Raw genomic sequence first — 20,150 nt, 5'->3', positions numbered from 1 at the left:
ATTTTTATAAAAAAAATCGAAATCTGTAGACACAAATTCCAACTTTTTTAGTACAAATATATCATCCTACTTATCAAGTCCACCTTGAAAATCAATATCAATATCTTGAACATAGTCCTTATAATAAGAAACTAAATTATTTTTAAATTCTTGATACTCATCTTCTGTAAAATCAATATCATCAGCAACTTGTGCCTTAAAATATGGCATATTTAATTCCTTGCGAATTCTTGCCTGTAACTCTTCCTTATTCATTTCTTTTCATCTCCTAAATTAATAATTTTTTATTCAAATGAATTATAACCATGCTTGTCATTAAGACCTTTTAATACATCGCGGTCATGGGTATAAGTAACCCCTGTATCCATTTGCTTTTCATACAATTCAATATAAGGTAACTTACGTATTTTAGCAAGTTCAAATTCAGCATGTCGATCATAATGCACACGTCTGAAATCAACATCAGCAAGACCTGTTTCATCAATTTCAAGAATTAAATACCTAGATCTTAAATCAGAAAACAATTTTGCTCGATCCGAAAATGGTTGCCCGACTGCACCTGGATTTAAAACTATCTGACCTCCCGTAGTAGGGCGCATAAACTGTCTATGTGTATGACCAACAATTGCTATATCAATTGAATCATCTGCTGCAAATAACTCTTCAAAGTTTTCAGTGTTATTCATTGGTCTCAAATCATGGCCATAATTTTTATCTGGTAGATTATGACTAAGAGAAATAGTCAATGGGCCCACATGTTTAATGACTTGCATAGGCCATGACTTGATAAAATCAATGCCTTCAGTACCCATATTTTGTTTTACATAATCAATTAATGTCGAAAAATATACATACTGAGGATCCTCATGTCTATCAGGTTCATTACCCTCAAATAAATAAGAATCCCAATTACCTAAAACGTAAGTTGTCGTATTTATTTCCTTTAACAAACTAAGTAAATCATCTGTACCAGAGCCAGGCATTATCAAATCACCCATGTACCAAGCTTCTGTACAACATTCTTTCTTTACGTCCTTGACAACTTCTTGTAAAGCAGTTACATTACCGTGAACATCAGAAATAATCGCTATCTTATGTTTCATACATTCTACCTCAATCATCTAAATCCAAATCATCCAGAAAATCCATGACTTGCTCCCTATATCCATATTTTTCATTGACATCAATTAGCATATCAACATCGTGAATATGAGGCTCACCAGTCTCCATCTGTAATTTATACAACTCATTATAAGGCAGATTTCTCTCCTTTGCCAGTTTAAGTTCAACATTATGGTCATAAGGAACCCTCTTAAAATTTACACCACAAATTTTACCGTTTTCAATCTCTAAAATTGTATAATGAGCATCTAAATTCTCCTGAAACCTCTCCCTCTTAGAAAAAGGCATTCCAACAGACCCAGGATTTATTATCAATTGTTCCTTTGAAGAATATCTCATAAGTTGACGATGGGTATGACCAATCACTGCAATATCAATATCCTCATCAATTTGACCTTCCTCATTTGTAAATAGCTTATCAAAATTTTCAGTTGGATTTGTAATCCAAAGATCCCCTCCATATGCATCATGTGGTAAATTATGTGTCAAAGAAATCTTCAAACCCTCAATTTCTTTAACCTCTCTTAATTTGGTATCTTCCAGAAGCTTTAAGTTCTCAGGACTGATATTTTCTAAAACATATTTGTTTAAGATAGTCACATATACAATCTCAGGATTATCGGGAGAAATTTTCTTTCCTTGAGATATTCCTTTTAGTGAATCAAGGACCACATCATCCCAATTACCACGAACAAAAGTAGTCATATTTATTGACTTAAGAAGTTCAATTAAATCATTGACACCAGGACCTGGCCTCATCAAATCTCCTATGTACCATGTTTCAGTGCACTTTTCTTTCTTTACATCATTGACAACTTCTTGTAAAGCAGTCACATTTCCATGAACATCAGAAAGTATTGCTATTTTTTGCATCTACTCTTTCCTTTCATACCATGATGGAATTAATAATTTGCCGTATTCATAGTGTTCTAATGTTCGTATTGAACGCTTAGACATCTTCTCAGCTTCTTCACTGGAATAATTATTAGCCCATAATATTGCACACAAAGCAGCATGTAAATTATAGAATTTAAACATTTTCCAAAATTCGTCTGGTATTTCTTTTTCTATTTCAAAATAAGCGTCTATCAACCCTCTAATAAAAAATTTGCTCCCAAATAAGATCTCTAACCTGTAAAAATCTTCATATCTATCGCCTAATTCGGAGGCATTAAAATCAATCACTCCAACTTCTCCATTTGGTGTATATATAAGATTACCTAGATGATAATCTCCATGTAAAAAAGTAGTTGGTCTACAAATTACATCAGGTAAGGTTTTAGATACAAATTCTATGATTCCCTCATCGTCTTCAAGGCGTAATTCAGACTTAGTATAGTTTTCCAGTTGCATCTTTTTTCTATCAAAATATCTCTGTAATTTTGCCTTACCATCAAATTGCTCTCCATAATCTAAATCATGGATTTTTCGTAAACTTCTACCTGCTTGACTACCACAATCATACTGTTCTTCATTTGATAAATTTCTCAGCATATTCTCTAATGGCTCGCCTTCAACATATGATAGTATCATATAAAGATATGGTTTATTGTTAACTTTTCCAAAATCAATAGCTTTACACGCTTTGACATCAAGTTTATTACATTCTTTGATAAATTCGTATTGAATTTTCGTATCATTATAAATTTCTTGATAACTAATTGGTATTAACCTAGCTAACAACTTTTTCCCATCTTCGGTTTCAACATAGAATTTTCTATCTTCTGACCAACCATATTTTATCTCTTCAATTACCTTCCAACCTTCACTTGAAGGAATTTCTGACAAGATTTTATTAACTTCCATCTGAATTCACCACCTTTCGCACTATCAATTATAGCATATGAAAGATTATCTATATTTCCAAAATCTTATAAATTGACAGTTAAGTTAGTATATGATTAAATGGTTTAAAAATATCAACCAATTAAATTAAGAGGTAATTATGCAAGACTTAAAAAAACTTAAAAAGGATTTTGACGGACTAAGGAAATTCCTAGTAGCAGTAGGGCATGAAAAAAGACAGGCTATTATTCTAGCACTTTTGGAAGATAAGGCATGTGAGGGTTTACGTGTAAATGATCTAACTGAGGTTACTCAACTATCGCGTCCTGCTATCTCGCATCATTTAAAGATTTTAAAAGATGCACATGTTGTTGATTACTCTCGTGTTGGTACTAAAAATTACTATTTTCTTTCTCACGATCTTGTTGAGATTGATAAGATGGAAATGTTTATCAATGATATAAAAGAAGTTATTAGAAAGAGGGATAAAAAATGAAAAAAGCCTTGGTTGTCCTAACAAATGAAACTCGTTACGGAGAAACTCTGAACCCACTGGTTTATGGTTGGGTGAAGCTACCGAATTCATTGAAGAATTAGAACATAAAGGAATTGAAGTAGACTATGTTAGTCCAAAAGGGGGATTTGTACCTTTAGATCCTCGAAGCATGAAGTATGTTGATGAATCTATTCTCTCATTTTATGAAAGACCTGATTTTCAAAAGAAAGCACTAAGTAACTCCCTTAAGCCTTCTGATATTAATCCCTCTGATTATTTTGTCATCTACTATACTGGTGGTCATGGTGTGATGTGGGATTTTCCAAATAACCATGAATTACAAGAGATTGCCTTATCAATTTACAATGATGGTGGCTATATAACTTCGGTCTGTCATGGAATTGCTGGTCTTCTAAATATTAAAGATGAAAATGATGAATATCTTATTAAAGGCAAAAAAATTACTGGCTTTACAACCTCTGAAGAAGTTTTAGCCGGCAAAAAATCAATCGTACCATTTTTAAATGAGGAGGTTGCAACTGAACATGGTGCCAATTTCCAGAAAAAAAGAGCCTATAAGGAATTTGCAGTATCTGACCAAAGATTGATTACTGGTCAAAATCCATTTTCTCCACGGGCGGTAGCTAAATTGCTTATTGAAGAAATAAATTAGATTTACACACTTGTAAAGAACGTTGTAAAAATACTTGTAAATTTATACAAAAAAGAATTGTAAGTATAATTTACAATTCTTTTTTTCTACTCATCTTCTATTATCTGCTCTACTTCAGCAAGAATAGCCTCTTTCTTTTCTTTTAGTCGGGCATTCTGTTTTACCCACAGATCATGTTTTAATGTATCTTTGTATAGTGTAAAACTTACTTCCCCATCAATATATTCAGCAAGATAGACATTCCGTAATTTTACCATCTGCCTTTTCATTTCATATTCAATCCAATCTCTGTCACGACCTATAAGTTTTAAGACATGATTATTTACATTTCCATTAGTAATGACAGGTAAGTAGAAGTCATTGTCATCATACTTGATTAAAGTAATTTGACCATTTTGCTCTCTTATAGCGTAATGGACTTGTTCCAAATTAGTTACACCACTTTGTCTTAATTGAAGCATTAAATCATCTGCCGCAAGCCCTAATCGCATTGCCTCATCAACTTTGATTTTACCATCTTCAATCAAAATAACAGGTCGACCGTCAATTATATTTTTTATAATATAGCTATGGTCTTTAGCGTACTTAAATAAGAAAACAATGAGAGTCCAAATCATCAGTACAAGGACGAATTGGAATGCCGTAATGTCTGGATTATAAATAACCGCACCAATGATACCACCTAAGATATAATTTTGAATAAGGTCAATGGCATTATTGGGAGCAAGGTTTCCCTTACCAAAAAGATTTATTTGGACGATTAATCCTATCATACCAATTGCTAGCTTTAGGAACGTTTCATAATAATTCATTTTATATCTAGCTCCCCTCTTTGCAGTAAATATGTTTCATCAAGTAAATATGAAGAGTAGTCATTATTAAAGGTCACTTTATAAAATTTATCATTTACTTTTATTACCATTCCTTCCTTCATTGAAGTCTGATTTACATATACATTATTAATATTGCTATGCATGTTATCACTTACAGAATCCAGGAAAGTTATCATATTCTTGGCATTGTTAGTACTTGTCTTACCATTTGTGTAATTTGAGTATTGAATACCTGAAATAATGAAAAAAGATAAACCAATAATAATTAACAAGTCCCTATGACGTCCCGCAATATGTGAGCGAAGACGCAAAAAAAGTAAGATTACAAAAGCAACCCCTGCAATTGCATAGAAAACATGATAATAATTAATATTGGTCTCTGCTAGATTTTTAAAATATTCATATGAATAGACTGTCATCTTGGAGCTCCTAAAAATTTATTATAAAACAATAAGTGTTATTTAATTATAGATTTTATCAATTATAATTTATGAAAATTACTAGCTAAAATTATAGCATAATTTGATCAAAATAACATTTTACTGTATAAAAATTTTCATTAAAATTTTTAGTAATGAAAAAAACCCTTAGAAAGGGTTTTAAAATAAATTATTTAACTTCCTTGAAAGTTACGCGTTTGCGTAATTTTGGAGAGTATTTTTTAAGTTCTAAACGGTCTGGTGTGTTACGTTTATTTTTTGAAGTCAAATATATACGTTCGCCAGTTTCTTTACATTCTAAAATGATATTTACGCGCATATTAGCCTCCTATTAATCCTTAGTAACTTTACGACCTTTGTAGTATCCTTTTAAAGATACACGGTGTGAACGGTTGTAATCACCTGTAGTCTCATCAAAAGTTACAGTTGGAGCTGAAATTTTGTAATGAGTACGGCGTTTATTTTTTTTAGATTTCGAAGTACGACGTGCTGGTACTGCCATGTTTATATGTCTCCTTTAATTATATTTTCTTGATTAGGTTTATCCTAAATTTCAATACTTTAGTATCTTAACATGAATATTAAACAAAAACAAGAGTTTTGTAAAGTATTTTTACTTTACAAATAAAAATAGTATAATTTAATAGAAATTTTGGAGGTATATTTATGAATAAATCACGTTTAGAAGCATTTACAGATGCAATGATTGCAATAGCTGCAACAATTATGGTCTTAGAACTTCATTCACCTGATGGAGTAAAATTAAGTAACCTACTTTCTGAGTGGCATGTACTTTTTGCCTACATCGTTAGTTTTTTCTTAATTTATCTTTTTTGGTTTTCTCACCATAATACCTTTAAGAATGCCGAAATCATATCAAATAAAGTTTTCCTATTAAATGGGATTTGGCTCTTCCTACTTACCTTAGTTCCTTTCACGACCTCTTAGATTAGTGAAAAAACCAATGCCACACTACCTATGATAACTTATCTTCTTCTCCAAATTCTTTGGGTGGAAAGTTTCTTTGTTTTAAACAAACAAGTATGTAGAGATAATCCTGATATGGAAAATACTTTACCTAGAACTAATAAATGGGTTAAAAATTTCTATGGTTGTTTTGCTCTGGCCTTTGTTTTTGCCTTTTTCATCCCAATCGTTTCCCTAGTCATTGTCGGATTAGTAAACATTAATTCATTTAGAGGTATATTATCTGTAAAAAATACCTAAAGCCCCTATTTTATCATTGTTTTATGATAATGCTTTTGTTATAATGAGTCCTAGAAAAAGAGAGCATTCAGTAAGCTGAGAGAATGCATTGAGATAAGTTTCTAATTTATTAGAAAAAAGTGACGTAAGATATGGCTAGCAACCTTATAGCTTTTAGAGACAGATATTTTCTGTGAATAAAGGTGGCACCACGTCAATTGTACGTCCTTGAGTAATCTCAAGGGCTTTTTCTATACCCAAGAAAAGATGAAACAACCTCTCAGTATTCGAATTATAGTTGATTAAAATAGAAATAAGACAAGGCGACGAATTGATGATAGAACTAGCGTTCATCGAGATGAGTCAACGATGTATTAATCTATTTTTAAGTGACTATACAAACAAATATCTCTACCAGAAAGGATATCTATGAAACTACAAAAACCAAAAGGGACAAATGACATACTCCCTACTGAAAGTAACAAATGGCAATTCATTGAAGAAACAGCCAATCTTGTTTTTTCAAGCTATAACTATAAGGAAATCCGTACTCCAATCTTCGAACACTATGAAGTATTTAGTCGTTCTGTTGGTGATACAAGTGACATCGTAACAAAAGAAATGTATGACTTCTACGATAAAGGTGAACGCCATATAACACTTCGCCCAGAAGGTACTGCTCCAGTTGTTCGTTCTTACGTTGAAAACAAAATGTTTGCACCCGAGGTTCAAAAGCCAGTTAAACTTTATTATACTGAACCAATGTTTCGTTATGAACGTCCTCAAGCAGGACGTATGCGTCAATTCCACCAAATCGGAGTAGAGTGCTTTGGGTCAAAAAATCCAGCTACTGATGTTGAAACAATTGCTATGGCTCAAGCATTCTTTGAACAACTTGGTATAGAAGGTGTAAGACTTCACCTTAATAGCCTAGGTGACAAAGAAAGTCGTGCTGCATACCGTCAAGCACTGGTTGACTATCTGACTCCTTATGCAGAAGAATTGTCTGATGATAGCAAACGCAGACTGACCGAAAATCCTTTACGTATACTTGACAGCAAAGATAAAAGAGATAAAGAAATCGTGCTTGAGGCTCCAAAAGTACTAGATTATTTAACTGAAGCGAGTCTTGATCATTTTAATCAAGTACGTTCAATGCTTGATGCTCTTAATATTGAATATACAATTGACCATACTATGGTTCGTGGTCTTGACTATTACAATGACACAATCTTCGAATTTATGATTGATGTTAAAGGGTCTGAGTTAACAATCTGTGCTGGTGGTCGTTATGATGGTCTCGTTGAATATTTTGGTGGACCATTTACTCCAGGTTTTGGTTTTGGAATGGGTATCGAAAGACTTCTTCTAATTATGGAAGAACAAGGTATCGAAATACCAACTGCTAATTCTCTTGATGTTTATGTTGTGGTTCTAGGTGATGAAGCAAATTACCCAGCATTAAAGGTTGTTCAAAGTTTACGTGAACAAGGTTTTGTTGCTGACCGTGATTATCTGGGACGTAAAATTAAAGCCCAATTCAAATCTGCTGAAGCATATGATGCTAAACTTATTATCACTTTAGGGGAAGAAGAAGCAACTACGGGTAATATTATAGTTAAAAACAATGAAAATCGTCGAGAAGTTGCTACAACTCTTGAAAATGTATATGAAGATTTTAACCCAATTTTTGATGAACTATTAGAGGAGATTTTATAATGAAAAGAACTATGTATGCTGGTGATGTAAGAAGCGAAAATATTGGTCAAACTGTTACTCTTAAAGGATGGGTTGGACGTCGTCGTGACCTTGGTGGATTAATCTTTATTGATTTACGTGACCGTGAAGGTATCATGCAATTGGTTATTAATCCTGAAAATGTATCAGAAGACTTGATGAAAGATGCCGAATCTTTAAGAAATGAATATGTTATTGAAGTTACAGGTGAGGTAGTTGAACGTGCATCAGCAAATAACAACATCCCAACTGGACAAATAGAACTTGCTGTAAACGAATTAACTATTCTAAATACTGCTAAAACTACTCCATTTGAAATTAAAGATGATGTTACTGTAAATGACGACACTCGTCTTAAATATCGTTACCTTGACCTTCGTCGTCCTGAAATGCTTAAAAACTTTAAACTTCGCCATCAAATTACTAAATCAATCAGACACTATCTTGATGATTTAAACTTTATTGATGTTGAAACACCAGTACTTACTAAATCAACACCCGAAGGCGCACGTGACTATCTTGTACCAAGTCGTATCTCGGAAGGTCACTTCTATGCTTTACCACAAAGTCCGCAATTAACAAAACAACTTTTAATGAATGCTGGCTTTGACCGTTATTATCAAATCGTTAAATGTTTCCGTGATGAAGATTTACGTGGAGACCGTCAACCTGAGTTTACACAAGTCGACCTTGAAACTTCTTTCTTATCTGAACAAGAAATTCAAGATATCACTGAAGGTTTACTTGCTAAAGTAATGAAAGAAACTCTTAATATTGATGTTACCCTTCCTTTCCCACGTATGGCCTATAATGACGCTATGAACTTCTATGGCAATGATAAACCTGATACACGCTATGAAATGAAGTTACAAGACTTGACAGAACTTGCAAAAACAGTTGATTTCAAAGTATTTGCAGAAGCTCCAGTTGTAAAGGCAATCGTTGCAAAAGGTGCTGCTGACAAATATTCACGTAAAGATATTGACAAGCTTACTGATTTTGCCAAAGATTTCGGTGCAAAAGGCCTTGCATGGGTAAAAGTTGATAACGATCAATTAACTGGTCCAATCGCTAAATTCCTAACAGATAAAACGTCTGATTTCTTAGAAGAATTATCTGCTGAAAATGGAGATTTAATTTTATTTGTAGCTGACGATTTAGATGTTGCTAATACTACTTTAGGTGCCCTAAGAGGTCGTCTAGCTAAAGAACTTGATTTAATTGACAACGACAAATTCAATTTCCTATGGGTTATCGACTGGCCATTGTTCGAATATAGCGAAGAAGAGGGTCGTTATATGTCTGCTCACCACCCATTTACACTTCCAACAGAAGACACAGCACACTATCTTGAATCAGATCTTGAAAAAGTACGTGCAGTTGCTTATGATATCGTATTAAATGGTTATGAACTTGGTGGTGGTAGCCTACGTATCAACAAACGTGAATTACAAGAAAGAATGTTTACAGCTCTTGGGTTTACTGCTGAGGACGCAAAAGACCAATTTGGATTCCTTTTAGAAGCACTTGAATATGGTTTCCCACCACACGGAGGACTAGCTCTTGGTCTTGATAGATTTGCTATGCTTTTAGCTAAAAAAGATAATATTCGTGAAGTTATCGCCTTCCCTAAAAATAATAAAGCTACTGATCCAATGACAGAAGCTCCTAGCCTAGTTTCTGACAAACAGCTTGCTGAATTAAGCCTTTCAGTTGAGGAAAAGAAAAAAGACTAATACTATGAAATTCACCTTCAAAAAATCCCCTGAAGATACTATGAAGAAAGCTACTGCAATGGAGCAGTTTACTGAACGTTTCTCTGCTGCAGTAGTTTATGCCATACTATCAAGTGTCGCTATCAACTTTTTCTTTCAACCTGGTCACATTTACTCAAGTGGTATTACAGGTTTAGCACAAATCTTAACTACATTAAGTCATAATTGGTTAGGTTATACTATTCCTGTATCAGTAACCCTCTATGCACTTAATCTTCCACTTTTTGTTCTTGCTTGGTATAAAATTGGACATAAGTTTACAATTTATACCATCCTAACTGTAACTCTTAGTTCAATCTTCATCCAACTTGTTCCAGAGGTTACACTTACAACGGATCCTATCATCAATGCTATTTTTGGTGGTCTTACAATGGGAACAGGGATTGGTTACGGATTACGTAACGGAATATCAAGTGGTGGTACTGATATTATAAGTATCTCTATTAGAAAAAAAACAGGAAGAAATGTTGGTTTCATTTCATTAATGTTTAATACCGTTATAGTCCTAATTACCGGCATTCTATTTGGTTGGAAGTATATGTTTTACTCACTCTTAACAATTTTTGTATCAAGTCGCGTTACAGATGCTGTCTATACTAAGCAAAAGAGAATGCAGGTTATGATTGTTACTAAAAAAGCTCCTGAAGTTTGTAAAGCCATACAAGACAAACTTCATCGTGGAGTGACTATCATTAATAATGCTGAAGGTGCATATACACATGATAAAACAACAGTTTTAATTACTATAATTACTCGGGCTGAATTTTCTTTTTTCAAGGCCATTATGAAAAAAGTTGATGACAAGGCCTTCGTTTCAATTTCCGAAAACGTTAAAATTCTTGGGAATTTTGTTGATGATTAATCATCTAATTAATAAATTTATAAAGGGAAAATCTTATTTATATGAAAAAAAATGAATCTATTTTTAACCCGGTCAATCTTTTCATGATTGCACTTGGTGCTGCTATCTATGCCTTTGGATTCGTTAACTTCAATATGGCAAATCATCTTGCTGAAGGTGGTCTAGCTGGTATTACTTTAATTTTGTATAACCTATTTCACATAGATCCATCTTATTCTCAAGTTATTATTAATATTCCTTTATTTATAATGGGATATAAATATCTTGGTGGGAAAAAAGCACTATTTTATACAGTATATGGTACTCTAACCATGTCATTCTTTATTTATCTCTTCCAAAGAGTTAACTTCACTATTAATATAGATAATGACTTTCTTATTGCAGCACTTCTTGCTGGAATATTTGCTGGTGTAGGTAGCGGATTAATCTTCCGCTATGGGGGTACATCAGGTGGAGGAGATATTGTTGCTAAGATTTTTGAAGTTAAACGTGGTGCTCAATTAGGTAAAACTTTATTAATTATTGACTCTATCGTTCTACTAGCAAGTCTTTCGTATATTGATATCAGACATATGATGTATACATTAATTGCAAGCTTTGTATTTTCAAATGTTGTAGGACTTGTTGAAACTGGTGGATATACTGTCCGTGGTATGCTTATTATTTCTGATAAACACGATGAAATAACTCAAAAAATTGTTGCAGAGATTGATCGAGGAGCAACTTATCTTAACGGAGAAGGCGCATACTCTGGTGATAAGAAAAAAATTATATATGTAGTTCTTAATCCGCAAGAAGTATTAGCTGTAAAACAATTAACCGCAGAAATTGATCCAAATGCCTTTATTTCAGTTATCAATGTCCATGAAATAGTTGGAAGTGGTTTTACTTATGAAGTTAAAGAGAAAAAAAGTATTTTAAAAAGAAAATAGCAGCTTGGAATAAAATCCAAACTGCTTTTTTCATACAATCAATTATAAATCTAAATGTTTCACATGAAACATTCAGATGACTTTATAAATTAATACTGACTACTCATTAATTTCACTATTTTTATAACCATAAGCGAAATAAATTACTACCGCAATTATCAATGCAACTATGAATGCAATCCAAGTTTTAGCTTCAAACTGTGTCATAAATCCTATACAAATAATGATTGAAACAATAGGTAGAAAAGGTACCCAAGGAGTTTTAAATTGTCCTTCTTTAGGTGCTCCTTGATCTCTTCTTAGTTTAATAATTCCAGCTGCTAATAAGATTAAGTAAGCCAAGGTACAGATAACTACAAATTCAGTTAATTGGTTAAGTGATGTAAAGCCTGCGGCAAATGCTGAAAGCAAACCAGCAAGTATTGTAGCATTTTTAGGTATCTTAGACTTTACAGTAAGTTTACTTAATGATTTTGGTAATAGTCCATCACGACTAATCCCATAAATCATTCGAGCATTAGCATAGGTCATTGAAATACACACAGTAATCAACGTAAAGATAGCGACAACTGAAACGTAATTTGCAGCCCAGGTAGCACCTACTGAACGTAGTGCAAATGCTACAGCATCCTCAACATTTAAGTTTTTATAATTTACAACTCCTGTCAACACAAGTGTAATAATGATGTAAAAAAGTGTAGCAATTATAAGTGATCCAATAATCCCACGAGGAATTGATTTTTGAGGATCTTTTGTTTCATCAACTGCGGTACCTATTGATTCAAATCCTAGAAAGGCAAAGAACATTATAGCTGCTCCACCAATTATACCCGTCTTACCCCCGAAGAATGAACCCCAACCATAAGGTGCAAAGTCCGACCAATTATCTGGTTTAATATAGAATACCCCAACAACAATAAATAATATTAGAGCTGAGAATTTTAAAATAACCAAACCACTATTAAAACCAAGCGCAAGCTTTGAATTTAACAGCAATAAAGCAGTAACTGCCAAAATAACAAGTACGGGCATTATATCAATATAAGTACCTTTAGCAGGATCAAATGGACCAGAAACTGCCAAAGGTAGATTGAGATTGAACATACCTTTTAAATATGAACCCCATCCAGCTGCAACGCCAGATATTGCTGACATAAATTCCATGATCATTAGCCAACCAGCTATCCAAGCAATAAATTCTCCAAAAACTGCATATAAATAACCATAAGCACCACCTATAACCGGTAAGCGAGAGGCAAATTCAGCAAAGAATAAGCCCGATAAACCAACAGCAAAGGCAGCCATTATAATTGAAATTATTAGAGCAGGCCCCGCATAGATAGCTGCTCCTATACCTGTAATTGTAAATATACCTGTTCCGACCATCGCTCCAAGTCCAAGCATTACCAGATTCCAAGTTTTAAGCTCTCGCTTCATCTCTGTCTTATCTGCGGTCAAATTTTTCGTACGAAATATGTTCATAAATAAATCCTTCTTAAATAAAATTTCACTTACTTTAAGTGATATTTCATAATTTTCTAACTTTTTGAGTATTTATTCATTTTACAAAAAATAGCCTAAGATTGCAAGATGATTCTTTTTTCTGAGCTCAGTAATGGAAAAATAGACAAAAAGAAAAACAGCTGAGATTATTCAGCTGTTTCACCCACTTCTTTTTCTTCTTCTTGTTCACGTTCTTCATCGTGCTTCTCATACTGTTCTTTAACTTCTTCATAAGTTTGAGCAACTTCTGGTTCATCATCAACAAAATCCGCTGGCATTTTACCAGTTTCGTAAATTGACTTAATTTGACGAGCATCTAGTGTTTCATATTTAAGAAGTGCCATAGCAATATTTTTATGCGCTTCACGATTATCTTCAATTATTTGACGAGCTTGTTCATGGGCTTCGCTAATAATACGACGAACTTCTTCATCAATAGCAAGTGCTGTTGCTTCACTATAACCCTTAGTTTGACCATAATCACGCCCAATAAAGACTGATTGATTACCTTCATATTGAACCGTACCAAGTTTATCACTCATACCATATTGAGTCACCATAGCACGAGCTAATTGTGTAGCTTGCTCAAAGTCATTTGAGGCACCTGTTGTGATTCGGTTAAAGATAATTTCTTCTGCAGTACGTCCACCAAGTAAACCTGCGAGACGTTCTTGCATATCTTCCTTAGATAGAAGCATTTGATCTTCTTTAGGTAGTGAAATCATATATCCACCAGCACGTCCTCGGGGTACAATTGTAACCTTATGAACGATATTAGCGTTTGATAATACAAGACCAACAATTGTATGACCTGCCTCATGATAAGCTACAGTCTCACGATCTTTATCAGATACTTTTTTATCTTTCTTAGCAGGACCAGCAATTACACGATCTTCTGCTTCATCAATATCTGATGCATCAATAAGATTTTTATCACGACGAGCAGCAACTAATGCAGCTTCATTAAGTACATTTTCAAGGTCAGCACCGACAAAACCTGGAGTTTGCTGTGCAACTACCTTAAGATTTACATCATCCGCAAGAGGTTTATTCTTCGCATGAACTCGTAATATAGCTTCACGTCCTTTAACGTCGGGAGCACCAACTAAAACCTTACGGTCAAAACGTCCAGGACGGAGAAGGGCTGGATCGAGTACGTCACTACGGTTAGTTGCGGCGATTACTATAATACCTTCGTTACCTTGGAAACCATCCATCTCTACAAGGAGTTGATTAAGTGTTTGTTCACGCTCATCATTTCCTCCACCCATACCGGCACCACGTTGACGACCGACAGCATCAATCTCATCGATAAAGATTATGGCTGGAGCATTTTTCTTAGCATTTTCAAATAAATCACGTACACGACTTGCTCCCACTCCGACAAACATCTCTACAAAGTCAGAACCTGAAATTGAGAAAAATGGAACGCCAGCTTCACCGGCAACAGCTTTAGCTAGTAAAGTTTTACCAGTTCCTGGAGGGCCCTCAAGTAGTACACCTGCGGGAATACGTGCGCCTAATTTAGTATATTTCTTAGGGTTTTTCAAAAATTCAACAACTTCAACAAGTTCTTGTTTTTCTTCCTCTGCACCAGCTACATCTTCAAATTTAACTTTATTAGCAGATTTATCTTGTTGTTTAGCTTTGGATTTACCAAAGTTCATAGTACCACCAGCACCACGACCACCAGCACCACCAGCATTCATCATCATATAGAAGAAACCAACAAGTAAAATAAGTGGTAAGAATGACATCAAGAAGCTCAACCATATACCGCTAGAACTTTCAGGTACTACCGTAACCTTAGTAGAAGAGTCTGCCGCCAACTTTTGAATTTCTGAAATAGTAGAATCATTTGTAAGAACTAAAGTTTTATATTTTTTTACTTTAGTAGTTGCTGTTCCACCAAATAGTTTTAAGTCTTGATCAGACTTTACAGTTTTTTCAGATTTGTAATTACCTTTTATCTCTAAAAGACCGCTAGATGGTTGATAACTTAAATCTTTAATGTCACCATCCTTGAGTTCCTTTACAAATTCCGTATAACTAACTTTATTTACTGCCGTTGAGGTATCACCAATTAACCATTGAAAACCAACAACTGCAATTACTATAAGTAGTAAATACAAAAAGGAATTTTTAACGAATCCGTTATTTTTCTTATTGTTCATTTATTTCCTTTTCTAACCTTTAATATTTTCTTATTATGGCAAAAAATTTAAAAAAATGCCAACTATGGATATCTAAATATCAGAATAATTAGATTAAGTCCATATCCTCACAAATTATAGTCCAATATCCACTATTACTCAATGGTACCTTAGACTGAATTATTGATAAATTTCTTCCTTTAATACACCAATATATGGTAAATTACGATAATTTTCATCAAAATCAAGTCCGTATCCAACTACAAACTCATTAGGTACTTGGAAACCTACATAGTCAGCATCAATTTCAACAACACGACCTTCTGGTTTATCAAGTAAAGTAACAATTTTAACTGAATTAGCCTTGCGGTGTTCCAAAAGCTCAGCTAAGTATTTAAGAGTACGACCTGTGTCAATGATATCTTCAACTATTAAAATATCACGTCCTTCCACACTCGTATCTAAATCCTTGATTAGTTTCACTTCTCCACTAGAAGAAGTTCCACCGTGATAGCTTGAAACTACCATGAAGTCCATTTCCAAGTGGGCATCAATTCTTTTTATTAAATCAGCTAAGAAAGGTACTGAACCTTTAAGGATTCCAACTACTAAAGGATTTTTTCCTGCATAGTCATTAGTCAAAACTTCCCCTAATTCAACTGCTTTTGCTTGTAACTCATCTTCCGAAATTAACACTTTTTTTATGTCTTGTTCTAACATTCTCTTACCTTTCAAAATAGTATAAAGTATCATTCATTTTAGCATTTTTAAGCGATTTACTCAAATCACTTGTCGTAATTCCCAAAATTTCATAGATTTGGCCCTCAACAACTAACATTTGAGCCATTTCTCGCATTTTTAAAGGAATTTTCTGTTCAATAAAGTATTTCTTGACCTTTTTATTGATTCCGTTTAACAAAATACGGTCGCCTTCTTCTCTTCCTCGAACAAAATAGTTTGCATTTTTTGGGATATAAATTTCCTTATAGTTAAGATTTTGTGGTTTGATTCTTGAAACTTCATATTCTACCTTTGATTCAGGTAAACTATCTGATGTAAGATAAAAATTCTTATCATCCTTTATTAGGGAATAATTTTTATTTATCCTTTGGTTAAATTGTCCACTTTTTCTAATTATATGTAATAGTTGATCAAATTGATCTCGCCCAATACTAATATCCTTATAATTATCAAGGTAATCTTGCAGTATAAAGTATTGTAAAGATTGGTCTTGATTTAAGAATTTTTCTAAATCGATCTTATCTTTTTCAAAATTCAAATTCTTAATACTATTGTTAATTACACACATTGCAGCTTCAACTTCTTTAGATAAGGATAAAATTGATTTTTTAAAAGCTGGATTTTCTTTTTCTAGCTCTGGAATGTATTGATTTCTAATACGATTTCTTAAATATTCATTTTCATAATTTGTATAGTCATCAAAGTAATCTTTAGTATCAAAGTCAGATTTTTTAAAATTAAGTAAAGGACGAATGAGTTCTCCATTAGCAAAACTTTGTTTCTGTTTAATTCCTGTGAGGTGCCTCAAACGACTCCCCCTAAGTTGACGCATAAATACTGTCTCCACAACATCATCAGAATGATGAGCAGTAACTAGACAAGTATAATTATTTTCTCCCATAACTTTTTGAAAAAAACTATATCTAAAATCACGTGCTTTACTTTCCGTAAACTCATCTGTAAAGCAATCACAATAAAAAGGAACTTCAATTTCAGACATTCTACGTCTTAATATTCTTTCCTCATCATCGCTTTCATCTCTAACTTTATGATTAACATGAGCAACACCTATCTCTAAATTCAATTCTTTTCTAAATTTGTAAAGCAGGTTGAATAATGTTTGTGAGTCAATACCTCCAGATAGTGCGATCAAAACTTTTGAGTGACCATCAAATAAATGATTATTTTTCACTTCTTCCAAAAACTTATTTTCTATCAAATTATCTATGAAAATTACCCCCAATAGTATTTATTTTATCATTTTATGTTTACATGTTTGTAAATATAAATGTAAACAAATATGTAAACATTTAGTTTTAATTATAATTTTTATATCTTGAAAAAATTCAACTCCAGATTAAGTAGTAACCTGGAGTTTTTTTATTTTATAAAATCTCTTATGTGCTTATTTTTCTCTTGTAATTCAGCCAATCTAATATATGAAGTACTTATAAAATTTTCAAACCTATCATTGAAATCTTCAGTAGATATCTCCAAGTCAATTTTTCCATCTGGATGAGTATTTAATATAATGATACTCACATAATCACCAATATGATACTTCTCATTCTTTGGAACATTTGACCATCTAACTAAACCAGTCCTATTATCATCTAAATCAACAAATATACCAAATTTAGTTATATTAGAAATTTTGTATTGATTTTCAATCATTTTTTTTCATTTCCTTGATTTGTAGTTAACAAATCAGGTGTTGTAAAGACTAGCTCATCATCCTTTGAATATAGATACTTAACACGCGCATACTTTGCTACATAATCATCATTTTGTAATTTAACTACTTGTTTTTCTTTCATATCAAGAGAAGCACCCAAATTCTTATCTTCTTCTGTATATTTTTTCTCAAGTTTCATCTTGCTCTCAAGCTCTGTATAGCTTTTTACAAGGTTTACCACAGAAAGAGACATTAAAACAACAGCTATGACTGAAATAATTCCCATATATTTACGTCTGGGTAATTTTTCTTTTATATGATTTTGCTGTTTTACTATACTAGCGTTAGTATAATCATTATTAAGTCTAACGACTCTCTTCTTCTTTGACATCTTGATTAATCCTCGTTTCGCTCAGCAACTCATACATCTTGCCTGCATCCTCTTTTTTTGTACTATCCTTAGTTTCAAGTACGCGTACCTCAACTATTTTATTTCCAAACTGGATAGTCAAAATATCATCGTATTTTACAGTGCTTGAACTTTTAGCCAGTACACCATTTAATTTTATTCTTCCTTTATCAGCAACTTCTTTAGCGACTGTACGTCGTTTAATAAGACGGCTAACTTTTAAAAATTTATCTAATCTCATGCCTAGATTATAACACAATTTTTTATTCTTAAAAACAATTATTCTTAATAAAAAATATCTCAACATATGAGATATTTTTTATACTAAGCATTCTTATAGTCTAAAAACTCTGATTCAGTACATAGAACATAGTGACCTGATCTAACTTCTCGCATTTCTCTTTCTTGACCATCTAATTCAGCAGTTGGGTCGTAAACTTCTATTTTCCTACTTCTTTCAATTTCAGGATCAGGAGTCGGAATTGCAGAAATTAATGATTTAGTATAATCGTGTATTGGATTATTATAAATTTCTTCTGCAGGACCTAATTCTAAAATTTTACCCCAATGCATTACAGCAATTCTATCTGAAATATACTTCACCATACTAAGATCATGTGCAATAAATAGATATGTAAGTTCTTTATCACGTTGTAACTCCTGCATCAAGTTTACTACTTGAGCTTGAATTGATACATCAAGTGCTGATATTGGCTCATCAGCAATTATAAACTCAGGATCAACTGCTAATGCTCTAGCAATCCCTATTCTTTGACTTTGTCCTCCAGAAAATTCATGAGGATATCTTGAAGAATGATCTTTATTTAAACCTACCTGATTTAAAAGATTATCAACCATTTTATCTCGTTCTTCGGAAGAAGAGGCGAGATTGTGGACATCTATTCCTTCTGCAATGATATCCTTAATCTTCATTCGACCATTTAGACTTGCTTGAGGATCTTGAAAAATCATTTGAGCGTTTTTCCTGAATTGAAAGAGTTCTTTTTTCTTCAATGCTGTCACATCTTCACCGTCAAAAATAATTTCACCACTAGTTGGTTCATATAACTTAAGAAGTGTTCTGCCAACTGTTGTTTTACCTGAACCTGATTCACCAACTAATCCAAATACCTCTCCTTTATGGATTTGAAAACTGATGTTATCAATAGCTTTTACTTTATTTGATTTTCCTTCATTTTTAATCCTTCATCCCATAGTTTTTTAGCATCATCAACATTATATGTATAAGGTTGTTTAACAAATTCTGCTAAATCTTTTCCATCACTTGTTTTAGCAAGTTCAGCAGGTACTAATCCAGTTGCTGGTTTAGAAACACCTGCAGTTACTTGATCAACTAATTCTTTCCTATTAGTTGTTAAGTTTAATGCTTGACGAATCTTAGTATTAGAAAGAGCTTTATTTTTACCATTTTGTAAGTATTGAATATATGCTGTAGTTGCCTCTGCAACATATTTCACACCTTTTTCATTTTTATTATCATTGTACAAATCTGGTGTACCAATTGGAGCAAAATCAAGTTTATTTTGCTTGTACATTTGGACCGCATTTTCTGGTTGTTTTACAACTTCAAAATCAATTTCTGGTGCTTTTACACTATCCTTATCCCAATAATTTTCATTTTTAACAAGTTTGAATGACCCATTTGTACCATTCCTTCCTTCAAATTTATAAGGACCTGAATAAAGTTGTTTATCGGAAGTTGTGCCACATTTATCACCTTCTTTTTCAACAAACTTTTTAGATTGTGGCATGAAATTTGTAAAAGTTAATAAATATTCAAATAGATA

General features: G+C 33.0%; 23 protein-coding genes and 2 pseudogenes. 8 read left to right on the top strand and 17 right to left on the bottom strand.

Features of this window, described 5'->3' with window-relative positions; all coding sequences use genetic code 11:
* Positions 1-66: 66 nt before the first annotated feature.
* From BG262_RS00335 to BG262_RS00320, 4 genes are read right to left on the bottom strand one after another with little or no spacing between them, the layout of a single operon-like run.
* Positions 67-255 carry a hypothetical protein gene (locus BG262_RS00335; RefSeq protein WP_070786900.1) on the bottom strand — a complete coding sequence of 63 codons (189 nt, stop codon included), beginning with the start codon at positions 253-255 and terminating at the stop codon, positions 67-69.
* Positions 256-284: 29 nt separating this feature from the next.
* Complete coding sequence (locus BG262_RS00330; RefSeq protein WP_070786899.1) at positions 285-1,103, bottom strand: metallophosphoesterase family protein; 819 nt, start codon at positions 1,101-1,103, stop codon at positions 285-287.
* 10 nt (positions 1,104-1,113) lie between these two features.
* Positions 1,114-1,995, bottom strand: coding sequence for a metallophosphoesterase family protein (locus BG262_RS00325; RefSeq protein ID WP_070786898.1), 882 nt, complete (start codon positions 1,993-1,995; stop codon positions 1,114-1,116).
* Entirely contained in the window at positions 1,996-2,928 is a 933-nt protein-coding gene (locus BG262_RS00320; protein ID WP_070786897.1) for an aminoglycoside phosphotransferase family protein, read from the bottom strand.
* Positions 2,929-3,067: 139 nt separating this feature from the next.
* Here BG262_RS00320 and BG262_RS00315 point away from each other — a divergent pair, with 139 nt between their 5' ends.
* Both BG262_RS00315 and BG262_RS00310 read left to right on the top strand, forming a co-directional pair.
* Positions 3,068-3,403 carry an ArsR/SmtB family transcription factor gene (locus tag BG262_RS00315; protein WP_070786896.1) on the top strand — a complete coding sequence of 112 codons (336 nt, stop codon included), beginning with the start codon at positions 3,068-3,070 and terminating at the stop codon, positions 3,401-3,403.
* A pseudogene (locus tag BG262_RS00310) lies at positions 3,400-4,076 on the top strand (type 1 glutamine amidotransferase domain-containing protein). Before BG262_RS00315 ends, BG262_RS00310 begins: the two are co-directional and overlap by 4 nt.
* Positions 4,077-4,162: 86 nt before the next feature.
* On the opposite strand, the gene BG262_RS00305 reads toward BG262_RS00310, so the two are convergent.
* The 4 genes from BG262_RS00305 to rpmF form a co-directional block, all read right to left on the bottom strand.
* Positions 4,163-4,888 (bottom strand): DUF421 domain-containing protein, encoded by a 726-nt coding sequence (locus tag BG262_RS00305; RefSeq protein WP_070786895.1) that lies wholly within the window; start codon positions 4,886-4,888, stop codon positions 4,163-4,165.
* The gene (locus tag BG262_RS00300; protein WP_070786894.1) at positions 4,885-5,328 is read right to left on the bottom strand and encodes a DUF3290 family protein; all 444 of its coding nucleotides are present in this window, start codon (positions 5,326-5,328) and stop codon (positions 4,885-4,887) included. The genes BG262_RS00305 and BG262_RS00300 overlap by 4 nt, the downstream gene beginning before the upstream one ends.
* A 190-nt stretch (positions 5,329-5,518) precedes the next feature.
* The gene (gene rpmG, locus BG262_RS00295) at positions 5,519-5,668 is read right to left on the bottom strand and encodes a 50S ribosomal protein L33 (protein WP_070786893.1); all 150 of its coding nucleotides are present in this window, start codon (positions 5,666-5,668) and stop codon (positions 5,519-5,521) included.
* A 12-nt stretch (positions 5,669-5,680) separates the two neighbouring features.
* A complete protein-coding gene (gene rpmF, locus BG262_RS00290) occupies positions 5,681-5,851 on the bottom strand; it encodes a 50S ribosomal protein L32 (RefSeq protein WP_070786892.1) in 171 nt (56 codons plus the stop codon).
* A 164-nt stretch (positions 5,852-6,015) separates the two neighbouring features.
* On the opposite strand from rpmF, the gene BG262_RS00285 reads away from it, so the two are divergent.
* The 6 genes from BG262_RS00285 (at position 6,016) to BG262_RS00265 (ending at position 11,861) form a co-directional block, all read left to right on the top strand.
* Positions 6,016-6,297, top strand: a complete 282-nt coding sequence (locus BG262_RS00285; RefSeq protein ID WP_070786891.1) for a TMEM175 family protein — start codon at positions 6,016-6,018, stop codon at positions 6,295-6,297.
* A gap of 30 nt (positions 6,298-6,327) precedes the next feature.
* Positions 6,328-6,576 (top strand): hypothetical protein, encoded by a 249-nt coding sequence (locus BG262_RS10665; RefSeq protein ID WP_158006624.1) that lies wholly within the window; start codon positions 6,328-6,330, stop codon positions 6,574-6,576.
* A 408-nt stretch (positions 6,577-6,984) separates the two neighbouring features.
* Positions 6,985-8,274, top strand: a complete 1,290-nt coding sequence (gene hisS / locus BG262_RS00280) for a histidine--tRNA ligase (protein ID WP_070786890.1) — start codon at positions 6,985-6,987, stop codon at positions 8,272-8,274.
* Positions 8,274-10,028 (top strand): aspartate--tRNA ligase, encoded by a 1,755-nt coding sequence (gene aspS / locus BG262_RS00275; RefSeq protein ID WP_070786889.1) that lies wholly within the window; start codon positions 8,274-8,276, stop codon positions 10,026-10,028. The genes hisS and aspS overlap by 1 nt, the downstream gene beginning before the upstream one ends.
* Positions 10,006-10,929, top strand: a complete 924-nt coding sequence (locus tag BG262_RS00270; RefSeq protein WP_070786888.1) for a YitT family protein — start codon at positions 10,006-10,008, stop codon at positions 10,927-10,929. Before aspS ends, BG262_RS00270 begins: the two co-directional genes overlap by 23 nt.
* 41 nt (positions 10,930-10,970) lie before the next feature.
* On the top strand, positions 10,971-11,861 hold the full coding sequence (locus BG262_RS00265; protein ID WP_070786887.1) for a YitT family protein: 891 nt from the start codon (positions 10,971-10,973) through the stop codon (positions 11,859-11,861).
* Positions 11,862-11,960: 99 nt separating this feature from the next.
* Here BG262_RS00265 and BG262_RS00260 read toward each other — a convergent pair whose 3' ends face one another.
* The 9 genes and pseudogenes from BG262_RS00260 to BG262_RS00220 form a co-directional block, all read right to left on the bottom strand.
* Positions 11,961-13,343, bottom strand: coding sequence for an amino acid permease (locus BG262_RS00260; RefSeq protein ID WP_070786886.1), 1,383 nt, complete (start codon positions 13,341-13,343; stop codon positions 11,961-11,963).
* Between the two features lie 167 nt (positions 13,344-13,510).
* Positions 13,511-15,538, bottom strand: coding sequence for an ATP-dependent zinc metalloprotease FtsH (gene ftsH / locus BG262_RS00255; protein ID WP_070786885.1), 2,028 nt, complete (start codon positions 15,536-15,538; stop codon positions 13,511-13,513).
* A 159-nt stretch (positions 15,539-15,697) separates the two neighbouring features.
* Complete coding sequence (gene hpt / locus BG262_RS00250; RefSeq protein WP_070786947.1) at positions 15,698-16,237, bottom strand: hypoxanthine phosphoribosyltransferase; 540 nt, start codon at positions 16,235-16,237, stop codon at positions 15,698-15,700.
* A 4-nt stretch (positions 16,238-16,241) separates the two neighbouring features.
* On the bottom strand, positions 16,242-17,459 hold the full coding sequence (gene tilS, locus BG262_RS00245) for a tRNA lysidine(34) synthetase TilS (protein ID WP_143602618.1): 1,218 nt from the start codon (positions 17,457-17,459) through the stop codon (positions 16,242-16,244).
* Positions 17,460-17,638: 179 nt separating this feature from the next.
* A complete protein-coding gene (locus tag BG262_RS00240) occupies positions 17,639-17,932 on the bottom strand; it encodes a S1 RNA-binding domain-containing protein (protein WP_070786883.1) in 294 nt (97 codons plus the stop codon).
* On the bottom strand, positions 17,929-18,324 hold the full coding sequence (locus tag BG262_RS00235; RefSeq protein ID WP_070786882.1) for an FtsB family cell division protein: 396 nt from the start codon (positions 18,322-18,324) through the stop codon (positions 17,929-17,931). The genes BG262_RS00240 and BG262_RS00235 overlap by 4 nt, the downstream gene beginning before the upstream one ends.
* Positions 18,299-18,583 carry an RNA-binding S4 domain-containing protein gene (locus tag BG262_RS00230; protein ID WP_070786881.1) on the bottom strand — a complete coding sequence of 95 codons (285 nt, stop codon included), beginning with the start codon at positions 18,581-18,583 and terminating at the stop codon, positions 18,299-18,301. The genes BG262_RS00235 and BG262_RS00230 overlap by 26 nt, the downstream gene beginning before the upstream one ends.
* Before the next feature lie 83 nt (positions 18,584-18,666).
* Positions 18,667-19,545 (bottom strand): ABC transporter ATP-binding protein, encoded by an 879-nt coding sequence (locus BG262_RS00225; protein WP_070786880.1) that lies wholly within the window; start codon positions 19,543-19,545, stop codon positions 18,667-18,669.
* A pseudogene (locus tag BG262_RS00220) lies at positions 19,539-20,144 on the bottom strand (ABC transporter substrate-binding protein); the annotation flags it as partial. The pseudogene BG262_RS00220 and the gene BG262_RS00225, both read right to left, overlap by 7 nt.
* Positions 20,145-20,150: the final 6 nt, after the last annotated feature.

This window comes from Floricoccus penangensis (genome assembly GCF_001832885.1).
Lineage (GTDB): Bacteria > Bacillota > Bacilli > Lactobacillales > Streptococcaceae > Floricoccus > Floricoccus penangensis.
Note: the sequence above shows the minus strand (reverse complement) of the source record. Positions and strands in the feature narration are given on the sequence as shown.